This window comes from Actinoplanes campanulatus, assembly GCF_014647795.1.
Lineage (GTDB): Bacteria > Actinomycetota > Actinomycetes > Mycobacteriales > Micromonosporaceae > Actinoplanes > Actinoplanes campanulatus.
In genome coordinates this window covers 1-16,091 of record NZ_BMPW01000051.1, presented here as the reverse complement: position 1 = coordinate 16,091, position 16,091 = coordinate 1, and the positions used below count along the sequence as shown (strand labels likewise).

Annotated in this window: 18 protein-coding genes; 14 read left to right on the top strand and 4 right to left on the bottom strand. The window is 73.6% G+C overall.

All coding sequences use genetic code 11. The features are described from left to right. A partial coding sequence (locus IEZ13_RS47345) for a hypothetical protein (RefSeq protein WP_229795800.1) occupies positions 1–219 on the top strand: 219 nt, incomplete at its 5' end. Positions 220–234: 15 nt separating this feature from the next. Here the strand turns inward: IEZ13_RS47345 and IEZ13_RS45630 are convergent. Further along, a complete protein-coding gene (locus tag IEZ13_RS45630) occupies positions 235–1,689 on the bottom strand; it encodes a bifunctional aminoglycoside phosphotransferase/ATP-binding protein (protein ID WP_203834138.1) in 1,455 nt (484 codons plus the stop codon). Positions 1,690–1,840: 151 nt separating this feature from the next. On the opposite strand from IEZ13_RS45630, the gene IEZ13_RS45625 reads away from it, so the two are divergent. Then, positions 1,841–2,116: a DUF1876 domain-containing protein gene (locus IEZ13_RS45625; RefSeq protein WP_183227350.1), complete on the top strand. Its 276-nt coding sequence runs from the start codon at positions 1,841–1,843 to the stop codon at positions 2,114–2,116. A gap of 64 nt (positions 2,117–2,180) precedes the next feature. Here the strand turns inward: IEZ13_RS45625 and IEZ13_RS45620 are convergent, their stop codons facing one another. From IEZ13_RS45620 to IEZ13_RS45610, 3 genes are read right to left on the bottom strand one after another with little or no spacing between them, the layout of a single operon-like run. Next, positions 2,181–2,369, bottom strand: coding sequence for a DUF1918 domain-containing protein (locus IEZ13_RS45620; protein WP_183227348.1), 189 nt, complete (start codon positions 2,367–2,369; stop codon positions 2,181–2,183). Beyond that, positions 2,366–2,848, bottom strand: coding sequence for a universal stress protein (locus IEZ13_RS45615; protein ID WP_229795799.1), 483 nt, complete (start codon positions 2,846–2,848; stop codon positions 2,366–2,368). Before IEZ13_RS45615 ends, IEZ13_RS45620 begins: the two co-directional genes overlap by 4 nt. Then, a complete protein-coding gene (locus IEZ13_RS45610; protein WP_183227346.1) occupies positions 2,842–3,015 on the bottom strand; it encodes a hypothetical protein in 174 nt (57 codons plus the stop codon). Before IEZ13_RS45610 ends, IEZ13_RS45615 begins: the two co-directional genes overlap by 7 nt. Before the next feature lie 162 nt (positions 3,016–3,177). On the opposite strand from IEZ13_RS45610, the gene IEZ13_RS45605 reads away from it, so the two are divergent. The 12 genes from IEZ13_RS45605 to hypE all read left to right on the top strand — a co-directional run. Beyond that, positions 3,178–3,612: a universal stress protein gene (locus IEZ13_RS45605; protein ID WP_203834139.1), complete on the top strand. Its 435-nt coding sequence runs from the start codon at positions 3,178–3,180 to the stop codon at positions 3,610–3,612. 108 nt (positions 3,613–3,720) lie between these two features. After that, complete coding sequence (locus IEZ13_RS45600; protein WP_183227343.1) at positions 3,721–6,435, top strand: cation-translocating P-type ATPase; 2,715 nt, start codon at positions 3,721–3,723, stop codon at positions 6,433–6,435. Continuing rightward, entirely contained in the window at positions 6,414–7,076 is a 663-nt protein-coding gene (locus tag IEZ13_RS45595) for a CBS domain-containing protein (protein WP_183227341.1), read from the top strand. The genes IEZ13_RS45600 and IEZ13_RS45595 overlap by 22 nt, the downstream gene beginning before the upstream one ends. Before the next feature lie 138 nt (positions 7,077–7,214). Beyond that, positions 7,215–8,333, top strand: coding sequence for a 4Fe-4S dicluster domain-containing protein (locus IEZ13_RS45590; RefSeq protein WP_183227340.1), 1,119 nt, complete (start codon positions 7,215–7,217; stop codon positions 8,331–8,333). Beyond that, on the top strand, positions 8,330–9,163 hold the full coding sequence (locus IEZ13_RS45585; protein ID WP_183227338.1) for an FAD/NAD(P)-binding protein: 834 nt from the start codon (positions 8,330–8,332) through the stop codon (positions 9,161–9,163). The genes IEZ13_RS45590 and IEZ13_RS45585 overlap by 4 nt, the downstream gene beginning before the upstream one ends. Beyond that, a complete protein-coding gene (locus IEZ13_RS45580) occupies positions 9,163–9,912 on the top strand; it encodes an NADH-quinone oxidoreductase subunit B family protein (protein ID WP_183227336.1) in 750 nt (249 codons plus the stop codon). Before IEZ13_RS45585 ends, IEZ13_RS45580 begins: the two co-directional genes overlap by 1 nt. Then, complete coding sequence (locus tag IEZ13_RS45575; RefSeq protein WP_183227334.1) at positions 9,909–11,207, top strand: Ni/Fe hydrogenase subunit alpha; 1,299 nt, start codon at positions 9,909–9,911, stop codon at positions 11,205–11,207. The genes IEZ13_RS45580 and IEZ13_RS45575 overlap by 4 nt, the downstream gene beginning before the upstream one ends. A gap of 3 nt (positions 11,208–11,210) precedes the next feature. Beyond that, positions 11,211–11,666 carry a hydrogenase maturation protease gene (locus IEZ13_RS45570; protein ID WP_183227332.1) on the top strand — a complete coding sequence of 152 codons (456 nt, stop codon included), beginning with the start codon at positions 11,211–11,213 and terminating at the stop codon, positions 11,664–11,666. Then, positions 11,663–13,954: a carbamoyltransferase HypF gene (hypF, locus tag IEZ13_RS45565; protein WP_183227331.1), complete on the top strand. Its 2,292-nt coding sequence runs from the start codon at positions 11,663–11,665 to the stop codon at positions 13,952–13,954. Before IEZ13_RS45570 ends, hypF begins: the two co-directional genes overlap by 4 nt. Position 13,955: 1 nt before the next feature. After that, a complete protein-coding gene (locus tag IEZ13_RS45560) occupies positions 13,956–14,204 on the top strand; it encodes a HypC/HybG/HupF family hydrogenase formation chaperone (protein WP_183227329.1) in 249 nt (82 codons plus the stop codon). Then, on the top strand, positions 14,201–15,310 hold the full coding sequence (gene hypD / locus IEZ13_RS45555; RefSeq protein WP_183227327.1) for a hydrogenase formation protein HypD: 1,110 nt from the start codon (positions 14,201–14,203) through the stop codon (positions 15,308–15,310). The genes IEZ13_RS45560 and hypD overlap by 4 nt, the downstream gene beginning before the upstream one ends. Further along, positions 15,297–16,091, top strand: a 795-nt coding sequence (gene hypE, locus IEZ13_RS45550) for a hydrogenase expression/formation protein HypE (protein WP_189285794.1), incomplete at its 3' end; no start/stop codon positions are given. The genes hypD and hypE, both read left to right, overlap by 14 nt.

The window sequence follows — 16,091 nt, the reverse complement described above, 5'->3', positions numbered from 1 at the left end:
ACGACCGCGAGTTCCGGGGGCCGCGGCAGCCCTTCGGGGCCGACTCCCCAGGGCCGAGGCCGCCGTTCGGCCCGGAGTCGTCGGCCGGCCGCTGACCGGCAGATCCGGGGCAAGCCACGTCACGAGCCGGAGCCGGCGGGCCGCACCCCGCGCCGGGCGATCGCCGAGGTGCTGCTGCCGGACTGGACCAGCGTCGCCGTGGACAGCCCGGGGCGCTGACCCGCGGCGTACGGGTCATCGGCCGGCGGTCACCATCGGCCGGTCGTCGACGACGGCGGCCAGCGCGTGCGTGACATCGCCGCCGCCTGTGCCGGTCGCGATTTCCCGAGCCTCCGGCCAGGGGGCGGCCTCGGCCGCCAGCAGAGCGGTGACCAGGTCATCGGCGGGGGAAAGCGGTTCCCGGTGCATCTCCTGCGCCGGGGCGGCGCAGCGCAGCTCGGTCAGCGCGCTGCGGGTGCACGCCGCCAGGGCGCGGGCGGCCTCGCGGTGCCGGTCCCGGGCCCACGAGGCGTCCAGGATCACGGACTGCCCGTACTGGAGCAGACGGCGGGCCCGCCAGCTCAGCTCGGCGTAGGTGCGGTCCGTCCACTCTCGGGTGTAGACGCCCTGCCCGAAGCCGGTGGCCGCGCTCGTCGCCGGGTCCAGGCCGGCCAGTTCCCTGCGGATTCGGTCGCCGCTCAGCACGGTCGCGCCCAGGTGGTCGGCGAGCCGCCCGGCCAGGGCCGTCCTGCCGGCTGCTGGCGGGCCGCCGATCAGGATGAGCCGTGTCGTGCCGGCTCGCAGGTGGCGCAGCGTGATGTGGGTGTAGGCGACGACGTCGGCGGCCGCGTCCGGGTTGCCCTGTTCGTGCCGCAGACAGGCGACCTTCGCCCGCACGAACGCACGGTAGGCGAGGTAGTGGCGCCGCAGCGGCTCCGGGGCCGGGTCGCCGCTGAATTGGGCGTACCAGTCGAGGAACCGTCCGGCCAGAGCGGGTGCGCCGAGATGTTCCAGGTCCATCGCCAGGAACGCGGCGTCGTCGAGCCCGTCGAGGTAGCGCAGCCGGTCGTCGAACTCCAGGCAGTCCAGGATCCGGGGCCCGTCGTCGAGCAGGAAGATGTCGTCGGCGAGCAGGTCACCGTGACCATCCACGATGCGCCCGCGGACGATCCGGTCGGTGAACAGCCGGTCCCGGCCGTCCAGGAACTCGTGGACCCGCCATTCCACCTCGGCTGCCGCGTCCGCGTCCAACACCCCGCCGTGAAAGCGGCGCAACTGGTCGAAGGTGGCGTCCCAGCGGCCGCGCAGCGCCGCCTGCGTGCCCTCGGCGTCGATCGCCGGACCGCGCCGGGCGGCGCCGTGGAAGACGGCCATCACCCGGGCCAGCCGGCGCAGTTCGCCGTCGATCGGGGCACCCTGCCGGACCAGCGTGGACAGGCGGCGGGCGGCCGGCATCCGGCGCATCACCACCATGTGGTCGCAGGGCAGACCGTCCGGGCCGAGGATGTCGGCGACGCCCAGATAGACGTCCGGGGCCAGGCGCCGGTTGAGGCGGACCTCGCGATGACAGGCCCGGAACCGGTCGGCGCGCCGGCGATAGTCGAGGAAGCCCAGATCGACCGGCTTTTTGATCTTGTGGGCGTGTTCCCCCAGGAAGACCAGCACCGCGGCGTGGGTCTGCAACATCTCCGCCTCGTTGAGCACGGTCACGACGCACCGCCCTTCCGGCTCGCTGCATCCACCATCACCGGTCCGCCGCCCGGTTACCAGGGCACATCGGGCTTCGGACCGGGTCCAACAGCACTGTGTACGAACGGCGCCGCGCGATGGTATGGGAGGAGAGACCGTGAGGAGGTGCGTGATGACGCATACCCGGACCTGGACGGTCGAGATCACCATCGACGAACACGAGGACGAGGACCGTACCCGTGCCGTCGCCGTCCTGCGCACGAAGGCCCGTCCTCAGGTGCGTGGCGTCGGTGTCGCCTACCGGTCGTTTCGTGACCGGGAGGTTCCGGAGATCGGCGACGAACTCGCAAGCGCGCGGGCCCTGACCGACCTGGCCTACCAACTGCTGAACGTGCCATCCGCCGACATCGAGGCGATGGTTCACCGCCCCGTGTACCTGAGCTGCTGAGCAGGCCGGGACGGGCGTGATGCGGGGCCGGGATCCCCGGAGATCCCGGCCCCGCTCCCCGTCCTCACCGCGCGGGCTCGATGTGCGTCTCCGGGCCAGGGAAGAGCAGGGTGGTACGGCCGTCGTTGAGCCAATGCACCCGATACGGCGGGGTGCCGTCGGTGTGTTCGACGGTGGTGATGATGCCGATCCGCCGTTCGCCGCCGAAACGGACGGCCTCGACCACGACGCGGTCGCCGACATGTGCCTTCATGATGTCCTCCCGTTCGTGCCCCGCCGCACGACGAGCACGGGGCAGTCCGCGTGGTGCAGCAGTTGCAGGCCGGTGGAGCCGAGGACGGTGCCGTGCCCGTGGCCGCCGACCACGATCAGCTGAGTGCCGTGCGACACCTCCGCCAGTACGGAGGCGGCGCTGGTCGTGTGACACCAGGGCCTCCACCCACACGTCGGGGTGCTTCGCCCGCCACGGCGCCAGCTGCCTGACCAGCCGCTCGCGTTCGGCGGAGTCCTGTTCCGGTGTCTGGATCCCGGCCGGCGGGACCCGGCCGATCGGCGGGCCGCGTCGACGTGCTCGCCCTGGTAGTCGTACCGGCTCACGGACCAGTCCCAGTCCAGCACGTGCACGATGCGGAGCGGCAGCCGGCGGCGGCCGGCCTCGAGCGCGGCCCACCGTACGGCGGCCGTGCCGTGTTCGGTGCCGTCGGTTCCCACGACGACGGCCGGGGTCAGCATGGCCGTCCTCCCCTCACACGCGCGCCTCGGCCGCGTCGGCCGAGCGCTCCGAGCAGGTCGATGGCGAGGCAGACGAAGAGAGCGACGCCCCAGGAGTTCCACGGGCCCCACGAGACGACGTCCGGGGTGCCCTGGATCAGCCAGACGATCAGCCAGATCACGGTCATGGTGTACACCTTCCGCTGTCACCTCACTGTGGGCACGGGACGGACGGGATCGGCAGGGCCGTTGGGCCCTGCTCCGGGCCCGCCGCGACGGGCATCGTGACAACCGACTTCACAACGGGAGGTGGGTGATGGCACGGTTTCGACGAACATGCTCCGTCCGATGTGCGGCTCGGTGACGTGGTGGTCGGCGTGGACGGTTCCCCGTCGGCCCGGGCCGCGTTGCGATGGGCGGCCCGGCAGGCACGGTTGACCGGCGGTCGTCTGCACACGGTGACCGCCTGGCAGGTCCCGTCCTGTTACGGATGGGACCTGCCAGGCGTCCCGTACGAGGACGATCTGGACGCCACCGCGGGCAAGGTCCTGACGACGGCGGTCCACAGCGTGATCGGTGACGATCCGCCGGATCTGGAGGTGGTGGAACGAGTGGAGCCCGGCCACCCGGCGCAGGTCCTGATCGACCTGTCCGCCCGGGCCGGATTGCTGGTGGTGGGCAGCCGAGGGCACAGCCCGCTCGCCGGCGCGCTGATCGGCTCGGTCAGCCAGCAGTGCGTGCAGCATGCGCACTGTCCGGTCGTGGTGGTCCGCGGAAATCCCTGAGTGACGGCGCCGGCCGGCGCCGAGCGCCGGCCGGTGTCCTTCTCGCGCTCGCTGAACCGGGACGTTCGGCCCTGCCCGGGGGAGCGCGGGCGGGCCAACGCTGGAGTCATGGCTCAGACCATTCTGGCTCCGGCCGAGGTCGACGAACGCCAACCGCCGACCGAACTGTTCCGGCACCTGCGCTCCACGCCCGGAGGGCTGAGGTCCCGCGAAGCGGCCCGCCGGCTGACCGTGTACGGGCCCAACGAATTGTCCCGCCGGCACGTGCGGCGCTGGCCGCGACAGCTGCTGGCCCAGTTCACCCAGCCGCTCGCGGTGCTGCTCATGGTCGCCGCGGTGCTGGCCTGGTTCGGCCACGCCCCGGCGCTGGGGCTGGCCGTGGTCGCGGTGATCCTGCTCAACGCGGCCTTCGCGTTCGTCCAGGAACGGCAGGCCGAACGCGCCGTCGAGGCGTTGGCCGCCTTCCTGCCGCTGTCGGCGCGGGTGTACCGGGACGGCGTACTGGTCGAGGCGCCGGCCCGCGACCTGGTTCCGGGCGACGTCGTGGAAATCGCCGAGGGGGACCGGATCAGCGCCGACGCCCGGATGATCGACGGCTCGGTGGCGGTCGACCTGTCCACCCTCAACGGCGAATCCCTGCCGGTCGTTCGCGCAGCCGACCCGGAACACGTCCCGGGCCCTCTGCTGGAGGCCCGGGAGCTCGTCTTCAGCGGCACCTCCTGCACGGCAGGGCAGGCCAGAGCCGTGGTCACCCACACCGGCATGCACACCGAGATCGGCCGGATCGCCGCTCTTTCGCAGCGCGGGCACACCGAGCCCAGCCCACTGGAGCGGCAGGTACGCAAGGCCACCTGGATCATCGCGGCGGTGGCGGTCGCCGCCGGGGTGGCGTTCCTGCCGATCGGCGTGCTCGCCGGGCTCGGCTGGGCCGCGGCGATCACGTTCTCGATCGGGCTGATCGTGGCCAACGTGCCCGAGGGGCTGCTACCCACGATCACCCTGGCGCTGGCCGCCGGGGTCCGCGAGCTGGCCCGGGCCGGCGCCGTGGTGAAGCGGCTGTCCGCCGTGGAGACCCTCGGCTCGACCACGGTGATCTGCACCGACAAGACCGGCACGCTCACCGAGAACCGGATGCGGGTCACCCGGATGTGGGCGGCCGGCCGGGAACGGGACGCCGCGGACGCGGGCGGCGACCGGCTCTTGCGGGAACTGGCCGCGGCCGCGGCCACCTGTACCACCGCCCACCTGGCCGGTGACGGGACGCCCGCGGACAGTGGCGACCCCACCGAGCTGGCGCTGCTGCGCCTGGCAGCCACCCTCGGCGTTCCTGTCCGGGCCGCCGACCGGGACGGGGCGCGCACCACCCTGTACGCCTTCGATCCGCGTACCAGACGGATGTCCACGGTCTGCGGCGGGCATCTGTACGTCAAGGGCGCGCCGGAGTCGGTGATCCCGCTGTGCGACCGCCACCTCGACGTCGCCGGGCGGTTCGCCGCGCTGACCGGGCCGGCGCGGGCGGAGGCGGCCGAGGTCGTGGATCGGTATGCCCGCACCGGGCTCAGGGTCCTCGCCGTCGCCCAGCGCGTGGCGGCGCCCGCCGTCCTGAACGCCGGGCGGGACGCCGCCGAGAGCGGGCTCACCCTGCTCGGCCTGGTGGCCATGGTGGATCCGCCCCGGCATGCGGTGCCCGAGGCGGTGGCCGCCGCCCACCGGGCCGGGATCACCGTGCACGTCATCACCGGCGACTACGGCCCGACCGCCGCGGAGATCGCCGCCGAGGTCGGCATCGGCGGCCGGAGGGTCGTCACCGGCGCGGAGCTGGAACGGATGAGCGACGCCGACCTGGACCGGCTGCTCGGCGACGGCGAGGAGATCGTCTTCGCGCGCTCGTCGCCGGAGAGCAAGCTTCGCATCTGCGAGGCGCTGCGTTCCGAGGGCCACATCGTGGCGATGACCGGCGACGGCGTCAACGACGCCCCGGCGCTGCGCCGCGCCGACATCGGCGTCGCGATGGGACGCTCCGGCACGGACGTCGCCCGGGAGGCGGCCACCATGGTGCTCACCGACGACAACTTCGCCACGATCGTACGGGCGGTGGAGGCCGGCCGCCGGGTCTACGACAACGTGCGCAAGTTCGTGCTGTACATCTTCGCCCACGCCGTACCGGAGGTCGTGCCTTTCCTGATCTTCGCGCTGTCCGGCGGTGCCGTCCCGCTTCCGCTGACGGTCCTGCAGATCCTCGCCATCGACCTGGGCACCGAGACGCTGCCCGCCCTGGCGCTGGGCCGCGAGCGGGCCGAGCCGGGGCTGATGGACCGGCCGCCGCGACCCCGCCGGGCCGGTGTCATCGACGCCCGGCTGCTGTGGCGGGCCTGGGCGCTGCTCGGGATCACCTCCGCCGTGTTGGTGCTGGCCGGGTTCTTCTTCGTGCTGTGGCGCGACGGCTGGCAGCCGGGCGCCGAGCTGACCGGCACGGCCTACGCGCGGGCCACCACGATGACCTTCGCCGGGATCGTGGCCTGCCAGATCGGGACCGCCTTCGCGTCCCGCACCGACCATGCGTCGCTGCGGAGCATCGGCGTGTTCAGCAACCGGCTGCTGCTCGGCGGCATCGCCTTCGAACTGGCCTTCGCCGCCGCGCTCATCTACCTGCCGCCCCTGCAGGCGGTCTTCGGCACGGCCGCTCTCGGCGCCGCCGAGCTGGCGTTGCTCCTGCCGTTCCCGCTGCTGGTCTGGGGCGTCGACGAGATCCACCGCGCGCGGCGCCGCCGCCGCGATGCCCGCCCGGAGGAGGCACCATCATGCTCGTTCGCGACATCATGACCAGCCCGGCCCGCTTCACCTGGCACGACGCGCCCGTGGAGAGCGCCGCCGAACTGATGACCACATACGACGTGACGGCCCTGCCGGTGCTCGGCGCCGACGGCCGGCTGGTCGGGGTGGTCAGCGACGGCGATCTGCTCTGGCACCGGGTACCCGCCGAACCGGGTGCCGATCCGGGCCGGCATCCGGACACCGAACCCACCTTCCGTCCCGGCACGGTGGTGGAGGTGATGTCGGAGTACCCGGTCACCACGACTCCCGGCGCGGACGTGGCCGACGCGGCGCAGCTGATGCTCGACCACGACGTGCGCAGCCTGCCGGTGGTCGACGGCGGCGCGGTGGTCGGCATCGTCAGCCGCCGCGACATCCTCAAGGCGATGGTCCGCGACGACCTGACGCTCACCGCCGAGGTGCAGGTGCGCCTGGACGACTACGCGGGCCGGGCGGGATTGTGGCTGGCCGAGGTGCACGCCGGGGTCGCCGTGATCACCGGCCACTATCCGAACGAGCAGCAGCGCCGCGTGGTCGCCGAGCTCGCCCGGATCGTGCCGGGGGTCGCTGCGGTCCGGCTGTGCCCGAACCCGCAGACCGGGACCAGCGGCCCTGCCACCAGGAGCCACCAAGTGGTGGCACAAGGGTGACGGTGCCGTACCGGCCTGCTGACCGGACGGCGGGAACGGGACCTCCGGCCCTGTGCCGTGACCGGCAGGTGGCGCACGGTGGTGAGAAGCGGGACCTCAGCGATCCCGGTGAAGGCACGCAGGCTCCGAGGAGGCGCCATGCGAACCGGAGACACCGCTCAGCTGATCGACATGACCGGCCTGGAGGCGCTTTTCGGCGCCCTGCACGAGCGGGACTACACGATCGTCGGCCCGACCGTACGTGACGGCACCGTTACGATGGCCGAGCTGGAAACCGCCGCCGAGCTGCCGTGGGGCTGGGCCGCCGACACCGGCCCCGGCCACTACCGGCTGCGGCGGCGCGACGACGACGCGGGTTTCGCCCACTGCGCCGGCCCGCAATCGGTCAAGACCTTCCTGCACCCGCCCCGGGCCCGGCTCTGGTCGGCCGACCGTACCCCTGACGGCGTCACCACCACCGGCCCGGAACCGCCCACCAAGCGGTACGCCCTGGTCGGCGTACACCCCTGTGACGTCGCCGCCCTGGCCGTCCTGGATCGGGTGCTGGCCCACGGCGAACACCCGGACCCGGTCTATACGGCCCGCCGCGACGGCACCCTCGTCGTCACCGCCGAGTGCACCGAGCCGGGCGAGACCTGCTTCTGCGCCTCGATGGGTACCGGGCCGGCCGCCACCGGCGGATACGACCTGGCCCTCACCGAGCTGCTCGACGGCGGCCACCGCTTCCTGGTCCGGGCCGGCTCACCGGCCGGTGCCGACCTGCTCGAACGGCTGCCGGCCCGCCCGGCGAGCCCGGTCGACGTCGCCGCCGCGGACACCGCCGTCCAGCAGGCCGCCGCCACCATGCCGCGCCGCATGCCCGACGGGCCGCTGCCGGAGCTGATCGCCGCCAACCGCGAGTCCCCGCACTGGGCCGACGTCGCCTCCCGCTGCCTCACCTGCGGTAACTGCACCATGGTGTGCCCCACCTGCTTCTGCGTCAGCACCACCGACGTCACCGACCTGACCGGCGAGCACGCCGAACGGTGGCGGCAGTGGGACTCCTGCTTCAGCGTCGACTTCTCCTACGTGCACGGCGGCCCGGTACGCGCCAGCGGCGCCTCCCGCTACCGCCAGTGGATCAGCCACAAGCTGGGCACCTGGCACGAGCAGTTCGGGATGTCCGGCTGTGTCGGCTGCGGACGCTGCATCGCCTGGTGCCCGGCCGGCATCGACATCACCCGTGAGGCGGCCGCCCTGGCCGGTGAGCCGTCATGACCGCCGTCGTCACCGCCACCGCGAGCGGGGTGATCCCGCGGCCCTACCGGGTCATACACCGGCACGAGGACACCGCCGACACGGTCACCCTGGAGCTCGACCGGGCCGGCGAGGGCCTGCCGGAGTTCGGGCCGGGGCAGTTCGCGATGCTCACCGCGTACGGGATCGGGGAAGTGCCCATCTCGCTGAGCGGAAGCCGCGGCACCCGGCTGATCCACACCATCCGCGCGGTCGGCGCGGTGACGCGCGCCCTGTGCGCGGCCGCGCCCGGCGAGGTGATCGGCGTACGTGGCCCGTTCGGCACCCAGTGGGACGTCGGCGCGGCGGCCGGCCACGACGTGCTCGTGGTGGCCGGCGGGATCGGCCTGGCCCCGCTGCGCCCGGTCGTCGAGCGCCTGCTGGCCGATCGCCTGGCCTACGGGCGGGTGGCGATCCTGGTCGGCGCCCGGCAGCCGCGCGAGCTGCTCTACCCGGGCGACCTGCGGCGCTGGGCGACGCACGTCCGGGTCGAGGTGATCGTGGACCGGCCCGCACCCGGCTGGCGGGGCCGGTCCGGCCTGGTCACCGAGCTGATCCCGCTGGCCGGGGTGGACGCCGGGCGGGCCGTGGCGTACCTCTGCGGTCCCGAGGTGATGATGCGGGCGACCGCCCGTGCCCTGCTCGACCGGGGTGTTGCGGCGGACCGGGTGTGGCTGTCGCTGGAACGCGCCATGCGATGCGGCGCCGGCTGGTGCGGCCACTGCCAGCTCGGCCCGCTGCTGCTCTGCCGTGACGGCCCGGTCGTCGGCTACCCGGTGGCCGAGCCGCTGCTGAACGTTCGGGAGCTGTGATGACGACCCTGGCGGTATGGAAGTTCGCGTCCTGCGACGGCTGCCAGCTGAGCCTGCTGGACTGCGAGGACGAGCTGCTGGCGGTGGCCGACCGGGTGCGGATCGCGCACTTCCCGGAGGCCACCCGCGCCACGGAGCCGGGCCCCTACGACATCTCACTGGTGGAGGGCTCGATCACCACACCCGGCGACGCCCGCCGGATCCACGAGATCCGGGCGATGTCCCGAATTCTGATCACCATCGGCGCGTGCGCCACCGCGGGCGGCGTGCAGGCGCTGCGCAACTCCGCCGACGTCGCCGAGTACGCCTCGGTCGTCTACGCCCGCCCCGAATACCTGGACACGCTGGCCACGTCCACGCCGATCGCCGCGCACGTCGACGTAGACTACGAGCTGCACGGCTGCCCGATCGACCGGGGCCAGCTCCTGGAGACCATCGGCGCGCTGCTGGTGGGCCGCAAACCCGATCTGCCGGAGCACAGCGTCTGCTTCGAGTGCAAGCGCCGCAACAACGTCTGCGTGGTGGTGGCGTACGGCGAGCCGTGCCTGGGGCCGGTGACCCGGGCCGGGTGCGGGGCGATCTGCCCCGCGTTCCGGCGCGGCTGCTTCGGCTGTTTCGGCCCGGCCGAGAGACCCAACGACGAGGCCGAGGCGGCGCTGCTGGAGTCCACCGGCATGTCCGGGCCGGACATCGAGCGGATGCGGCGCCTGTTCGACCCCGGCACGGAACCGGTGGGAGGAACGTCATGACGCACCGACACGACCGGCTCATCGACGTGCCGGGACTGGCCCGGGTGGAGGGCGAGGGCGCCATGCACGTCCGGGTCCGCGACGGCGAGGTCGAGGACGTGCGCCTGGAGATCTACGAGCCGCCCCGTTTCTTCGAGGCGTTCCTGCGTGGGCGTCGGCACACCGAGCCACCCGACATCACGGCCCGCATCTGCGGGATCTGCCCGGTGGCGTACCAGATGAGCGCCTGCGCGGCGATCGAGGACGCCTGCGGGGTGACCGTGCCGCCGACCATCGCGGCGCTGCGCCGGCTGCTCTACTGCGGCGAGTGGATCGAGAGCCACGTCCTGCACATCTACCTGCTGCACGCCCCGGACTTCCTCGGCTACGACAGCGCCCTGGACCTGGCCCGCGACCGTCGCGACCTGGTGGAGCGCGGACTGGCTCTGAAGAAGGCCGGGAACGACCTGATGGAGGCGATCGGCGGCCGGGCCATCCACCCGGTGAACGTGCGGGTGGGGGGCTTCTACCGGACCCCGGCACCGGCCGACCTGGCGCCGCTGCGGGAGCGGCTGCGGACCGCCCTCGACCAGGCGCTCGAGACCGTGCGGTGGGTGGCCGGGTTCGAGTTCCCGCCGTTCTACCACGACCATGAGATGCTCGCGCTGACCGAGCCGGGACGGTACGCCATCGAGTCCGGCTCGATCGTCACCACCGGCGGGCTGGAGTTCGGAGTCCGCTACTTCGAACGGCACGTCGTCGAGGAGCACGTGCCGCACTCCACCGCCCTGCACGCCCACCTGGCCGGCCGCGGCCGCTACCTGACCGGGCCGGCCGCCCGCTACACCCTCAACCAACGGTGGCTTTCGCCGCTGGCGAAGGAGGCGGCCGAGGCCGCCGGGCTCGGCACGCAGTGCCGCAACCCCTACCGCAGCATCGTGGTCCGGGCCGTGGAGACGGTGTACGCCGTGGAGGAGGCGATTCGCCTCATCGACGCCTACGAGCCCCCGCCGTTTCCCGCGGTTCCGGTGCCATCCCGCGCTGCCGCCGGGTACGGCGCCACCGAGGCACCTCGCGGCACCCTGTTCCACCGGTACGAACTGGACGCCGACGGGATGGTCACCTCGGCCCGGATCGTGCCACCGACCGCACAGAACCAGGCCGCCGTCGAGGACGACCTGGCCCGCTTCGTGGCCGGCCGGCTCGACCTGGACGACCACCTCCTGACCCACCAGTGCGAGCAGGCGATCCGCAACTACGACCCGTGCATCTCCTGCGCCACCCACTTCCTCGACCTCCACGTGGAGCGGAGCTGAGCCATGGAACGAAGGGTGGTGATCGGGGTGGGCAACGAGTACCGCCGCGACGACGGTTTCGGCCCCCGGGTGGTGGCCGAGCTTGCCGAGCGGCGCCGGCACGACCCCCGGCTCGCGGGCGTCGACCTGCGGGTCAGCGACGGCGAGCCGGCCCGCATGTTGGAGGCCTGGACCGGCGCGGACGTGGCCGTGGTGGTCGACGTGGCCCGCGGCGGCCCACCCGGCGAGTGGACCGAGCTGGCCCTGCCGCGGACCGCCGAACCGGCGACCTCCGGCCACGGCTTCGGGCTGGGCGCCACCGTGGCCCTGGCCCACGAATTGGACCGGCTGCCGCGCCGCCTGGTGGCGCTGGTGGCGTACGGAGTGGAATTCGGCTTCGGTACCGGGCTCAGCGACGTGGTGGCCGCCGCGGTGAGCCCGGTCGCCGAACGCGTCTGCGAACTGGGAGCGCCGTCGTGACCGCCTGGTCGGTGCGGGTCCGCGGCACCGTGCAGGGGGTCGGTTTCCGGCCTTTCGTGCACCGGGTCGCCACCGGGTTGAGCCTCGACGGCGAGGTCCGCAACGTCGGCGGGGACGTGCTGATCGACGTGGGCGGCCCGGAGGCGGCCGTCACCCGGCTGGTGAAGGCGCTGCGCGACCAGGCGCCGCCGGCCGCCCGGGTGGTGGAGGTGATCGTCGCCCCGGCCGAGGGGGCACCGGCGCCCGGGTTCCGGGTCACGCCCAGCGGCGACGCCGATCTGACCGGCGGGTTCGCCGGGCTGCCGGCCGACCTGGCGACCTGCGACGACTGCCTGCACGAGCTGTTCGACCCGGGCGACCGCCGCTTCCGGTATCCGTTCATCAACTGCACGAACTGCGGGCCGCGCGCCACCATCGTGGACGCCCTGCCGTACGACCGGGAGCGCACCGCGATGGCGGGCTTCACGTTGTGCCGGCGCTGCGCAGCCGAATACTGTGACCCGTCCGACCGGCGGTTCCACGCCGAGCCGGTGGCCTGCCCGGCGTGCGGGCCGCGGCTCACCTGGCACGCCGGGAAGCGTTCCGCCTACGCCGACCAGGCCCTGACCGCGGCGGCCGGTGCGATCGGGGTCGGGCGGATCGTCGCGGTCAAGGGTCTCGGCGGCTACCAGCTGATCTGCGACGCCACCGATCCGAGCGTGGTGGAACGGCTGCGTCATCGCAAGCAGCGGCCGCGTAAGCCGTTCGCCGTGATGGTCGTCGATCTGGGAGCGGCGCACGCGGTGGCTGATCTCTGCCCGGAGGGGTGGACCATGCTGACCTCGCCGGCTCGTCCGATTGTGCTGCTGCCCGCCCGGGCCGGATCCCCGGTGGCGGCCGCGGTCGCGCCGGGGGTGGACCGGGTGGGGCTGTTCCTGCCGTACACGCCGCTGCATCATCTGCTGCTGCGCACGGTGGGCCGGCCGCTCGTGGTGACCAGCGGCAACCGCGCCGACGAGCCGATCGCGATCGGCGACGCCGACGCGGCGACGCGGCTCGCCGGGATCGCCGACGGCTTCCTGAGCCACGACCGGCCGATCCGGGCCCGCTACGACGATTCGGTGGTGCACATCGCCGCCGGGACCGCCCGGATGCTGCGCCGGGCCCGTGGCTACGCGCCCGGCTCGCTGCCTCTGCCGGTTCCCGCCCGGCGGCCGGTGCTGGCGGTCGGCGCCCAGCTCAAGCACACCTTCACGCTGGCCCGCGGGGATCGGGCGCTGGTCGGCCCGCACGGCGGCGACCTGGCCGACGCCGACACGCTGGCCGCGTTCCGGGCGACCGTTGCCCAGCTGAGCCGCCTGCACCGGTTCGAGCCCGAGGTGGTGGCGCATGATCTGCATCCGGACTACCTGTCCACCGCGTACGCCCGGGAGGCCGCCGCCGGACCGGACCTGATCGGCGTCCAGCACCATCACGCGCACGTCGTGTCGTGCGCCGCCGAGCACGGTGTCGACGGCCCGTTCCTGGGGATCGCGTACGACGGCCTCGGCTACGGTGACGACGGCCGGCTGTGGGGTGGCGAGCTGCTGCTGGCCACGTACACCGGGTTCCGCCGGCTGGGCCGGTTCGGGGCCGCGCCGTTGCCCGGTGGGGAGGCCGCGGTCCGCCGCCCGGCCCGTACCGCGCTGGGCTATCTGTACGGCGGCGAGTTCCCGCTGCCGCAGGGTTCGCCGCCCGCGCTGTGCCGCCGGATGCCGGCCGCCGAGCAGACCGTCGTCCGGCGGATGATCGAACGCCGGGTGAACAGCCCGTACGCCTCGAGCACCGGCCGGTTCCTGGATGTCGCCGCCAGCCTGCTCGGCATTTGCGACGACAACGGCTACGAGGGTGAGGCCGCGATCCTGCTGGAGTCCGCCGCGCACCGGGCCACCGGCAGCCCGGCCCCGCTGCCGTGGCGGCTGACCGAGGTGGACGGGCTGTGGGTCTACGACTGGTCCGGCACCCTCGGTGACCTGCTATCGCGCCACGACGGTGGGGAGCCGGCCGCCGACCTGGCGCTGGCCGTGCACCGGGCGGTTGTCGATGTGACCGTGGAGCTGTGCGGGCGGGCGGCGGAGAGCACCGGCGTACGGGTGGTCTGCCTGTCCGGCGGCTGCATGCAGAACCGCATCCTGGCCGGCTCGCTGCCGCCGGCGCTGCGGGCCGCGGGCCTGACCGCGTTGCTCAACCGGGACGTGCCGGCCGGCGACGGCGGCATCAGCTACGGGCAGGCGGTGGTCGCCGCGGCCCGTCTGGCCGGGGGAGGTTGACATGTGCCTGGGCATTCCCGGCCTGGTGACCGAAGTCGAACAGGAGGACGGGCTGCGGGTCGGCACGGTCGACTTCGGCGGCGTCCGCAAACGGGTCTGCCTCGCCTACGCCCCGGAGGCCTCGGCCGGCGACTACGTGATCGTCCACGTCGGCTTCGCGATCAGCGTGGTCGACGCCGCCGAGGCACAGCGCACCCTGGCGGTGCTGCGGGCCATGGGCGACGTCCTCGATCAGGAGCTGGGACCGTGAAGTACCTCGACGAGTACCGCGACCCCGAACTGGCCCGGCTGCTGCTGGCCGAGCTGCGCCGGGTCACCACCCGCCCGTGGACGCTCATGGAGGTCTGCGGCGGGCAGACCAACACCATCGTCCGGCAGGGCATCGACGAGCTGCTGCCCGGCGGTATCCGGATGATCCACGGGCCGGGCTGCCCGGTGTGCGTCACCCCGCTGGAGGTGCTGGACCGGGCCATGGCCATCGCGCAAACGCCCGGAACGATCCTCACCAGCTTCGGCGACATGCTGCGGGTGCCGGGATCGCGTACCGATCTGCTGGCCCTGCGCGCCCGCGGCGCCGACGTGCGGATCGTCTACTCGCCGATGGACGCCGTGACGCTGGCCCGCGACAACCCGGACCGGCAGGTGGTGTTCCTGGCCGTCGGGTTCGAGACTACCGCGCCGGCCAACGCGATGGCCGTCCTGCACGCCGCCACTCTCGGGCTCACCAACTTCAGCGTCCTGGTCAGCCACGTGCTGGTGCCGCCGGCGATGACCGCGGTGCTGCGCGCCCCCGGCTGCCAGGTGCAGGGGTTCCTCGCCGCCGGGCACGTCTGCGCGGTGATGGGCTGGACCGAGTACGAGCCGATGGCCGCCGAGTTCCGGGTGCCCATCGTGGTCACCGGCTTCGAGCCGCTGGACCTGCTGGAGGGCATCCTCATGGCGGTCCGGCAGCTGGAGCAGGGCCGGCACGAGGTGGAGAACCAGTACGCCCGGGCGGTCCGCCGGGACGGCAACACCGCGGCGCGGGCGGCGATCCGGCGCGTCTTCCGGGTCACCGACCGGACCTGGCGCGGCATCGGCGCCATCCCGGACAGCGGCCTCGCCCTGACCGACGAGTTCGCGGCCTTCGACGCCCGCCGGCGGTTCGACGTGGGCCGCCTCGTGGTTCGCGAGCACCCGGACTGCGTGGCCGGTGACATCCTGACCGGGGCGAAGACGCCGCTCGACTGTGCCGCCTACGGCACCGCCTGCACACCCCGGACGCCACTGGGTGCGCCCATGGTGTCCGCGGAGGGCACCTGCGCCGCCTACCACAACGCCGGCCGTCGCCGAGAGGATCGTCATGCGTCACGTTGACCCGGCCACCGGCACCTGTCCCGCCCCGGTGCCGGAGACCGAGCGGGTGCTGCTCGGGCACGGATCCGGCGGGCGGCTGTCCGCCGAGCTGATCGGACAGGTGCTGGTGCCGGCGCTCGGCGCGGCCGCGCCCGGCGGCCCGCTCGAGGACGCCGCGGTGGTCCGGGTGGGCGAGTCCGACTTGGCCCTGAGCACCGATGCGTACGTGGTGGACCCGCTCTTCTTCCCGGGCGGCGACATCGGGTCGATGGCCGTCCACGGCACCGTCAACGACCTGGCCATGCGCGCCGCCATGCCGGTGGCGCTGACCGTGGCGTACGTGGTCGAGGAGGGCCTGCCGTTGGCGGTGCTGCGCTCGGTGGCCGAGTCGGCCGGGGCGGCGGCCGCCGCGGCCGGGGTCCCGATCGTCACCGGCGACACCAAGGTGGTCGGGCGGGGCGCCGCCGACCAGCTCTTTGTGATCACCGCGGGGCTGGGCCGCCGGCTGCCCGGTGCGGCCCCGTCTGTCGCGGCCGCCCGGCCCGGCGACGCGGTGCTGCTGTCCGGCCCGATCGGCGCGCACGGCGTCACCGTGCTCAGCACCCGGGAGGGGCTGGGCTTCGAGGCCGACCTGGTCACCGACAGCCGGCCGCTGCACCGGCTGGTCGCCGCCATGGTGGCGGCCGGCGGCGACGCCGTGCACGCGCTGCGTGATCCGACCCGGGGTGGCCTGGCGTCGGCGCTCAACGAGATCGCGGCGGCTTCCGGGGTCGGTGTGGAGATCGACGAGCGGGTGCTGCCG